Source organism: Paraburkholderia sediminicola, assembly GCF_046027825.1.
GTDB lineage: Bacteria > Pseudomonadota > Gammaproteobacteria > Burkholderiales > Burkholderiaceae > Paraburkholderia > Paraburkholderia sediminicola_D.
Window position 1 is genome coordinate 1 of record NZ_JAQQDU010000238.1, and the last position, 1,123, is coordinate 1,123.

Annotated in this window: 1 protein-coding gene and 1 pseudogene; both read left to right on the plus strand. The window is 61.6% G+C overall.

The annotated features are described in order from the left end of the window. Nucleotides 1-62: 62 nt before the first annotated feature. Nucleotides 63-539: pseudogene (locus PQQ96_RS42055) on the plus strand (transposase); the annotation flags it as partial. Next, a complete protein-coding gene (locus PQQ96_RS42060; protein WP_408303326.1) occupies nucleotides 472-1,119 on the plus strand; it encodes an IS630 family transposase in 648 nt (215 codons plus the stop codon). The pseudogene PQQ96_RS42055 and the gene PQQ96_RS42060, both read left to right, overlap by 68 nt. Nucleotides 1,120-1,123: the final 4 nt, after the last annotated feature.

Here is a 1,123-nt window from a genome sequence, read left to right on the forward strand (position 1 = left end):
ATTCCATTTCCAATTCAATAGTGAAATAATAAGCGCACCTTCCTCGTGTAGAAGGATGTGCGATGGTTCGTCAAGCGAGTGGTGGTGAAGTTTTCGAACGGGCGAAGCTGCTCGTGGTCGAGGCCAGGACGGTAGATGAATTGCGGCAGGCACAAGCAGTACTGTTACCGCTGGAATTCGGGCTGACGCTTGCCCAGACCGCGCAAGCGATTGGCGTGTCGGTCGGCTGGGCCTGTCAGTTGCGCCGGCGCTTCATCCTGGCGGGCGGGCGGCCTGAGGTCGAGCGCCCCAGGCCAGGCGGTCGCCGCCGGGAGAATATGACGCGAGAAGAAGAGGCGGCCTTTCTTGCGCCCTTCTTCGAGAAGGCCCGTGTGGGCGGCATCCTGGTGGTCGGCGAGATCAAGCAGGCGCTGGACGAGCGACTGGGGCGCAAGGTTGCCCTGGCTTCCGCCTACAACCTGCTACACCGTCATGGCTGGCGCAAGCTGGCACCCGACAAGCGACACCCCCAGGCCGATGTGGCCGCCCAGGACGCCTGGAAAAAAAACTCCCGACGTCCTCCTCGAAATCGACCGCGCGTGGCCGGGCCAGGGGGCGATCCGCCTGATGTTTCAGGACGAAGCGCGCTTCGGTCGCATCTCCGACACGCGGCGTTGCTGGTGCCCCAGACCCGTTCGCCCACTGTGTCAGGCGATGGTGACGCAGGAGTACACGTACGCTTATGCCGCCGTCTCCGTGACTGACGGCGCGCTCGACTCGCTGATCCTGCCGCACGTCAATGGCGCCTGCATGCAGCTCTTTCTCGATGAGGTCTGCGCGCGTCATCCCGACGACCGGATCGTGATGGTCCTCGATGGCGCCGGGTGGCATCAGAGTGCTTCGCTCAGGCTGGCCCACAATCTGCGCCTGCTCACGCTCCCGCCATACTCGCCTGAGCTCAATCCAGTTGAACATCTCTGGGACGATCTGCGGGAAAAGTCCTTTCACAACCGCGTCTTCGACAGTATCGATGCGCTCGAACACCATCTGTGCGACTCGCTTCGCGACCTTGAACTGGACCATCAACGGGTTCGCTCCATCGTCGCGTGGCCTTGGATCATTAATTCACTGTTGAATTAGAAAT

Coding starts and splice junctions, on each gene's coding strand:
- PQQ96_RS42060 (WP_408303326.1), top strand. CDS start 472: ATGGCTGGCGCAAGCTGGCACCCGACAAGCGACACCCCCAGGCCGATG.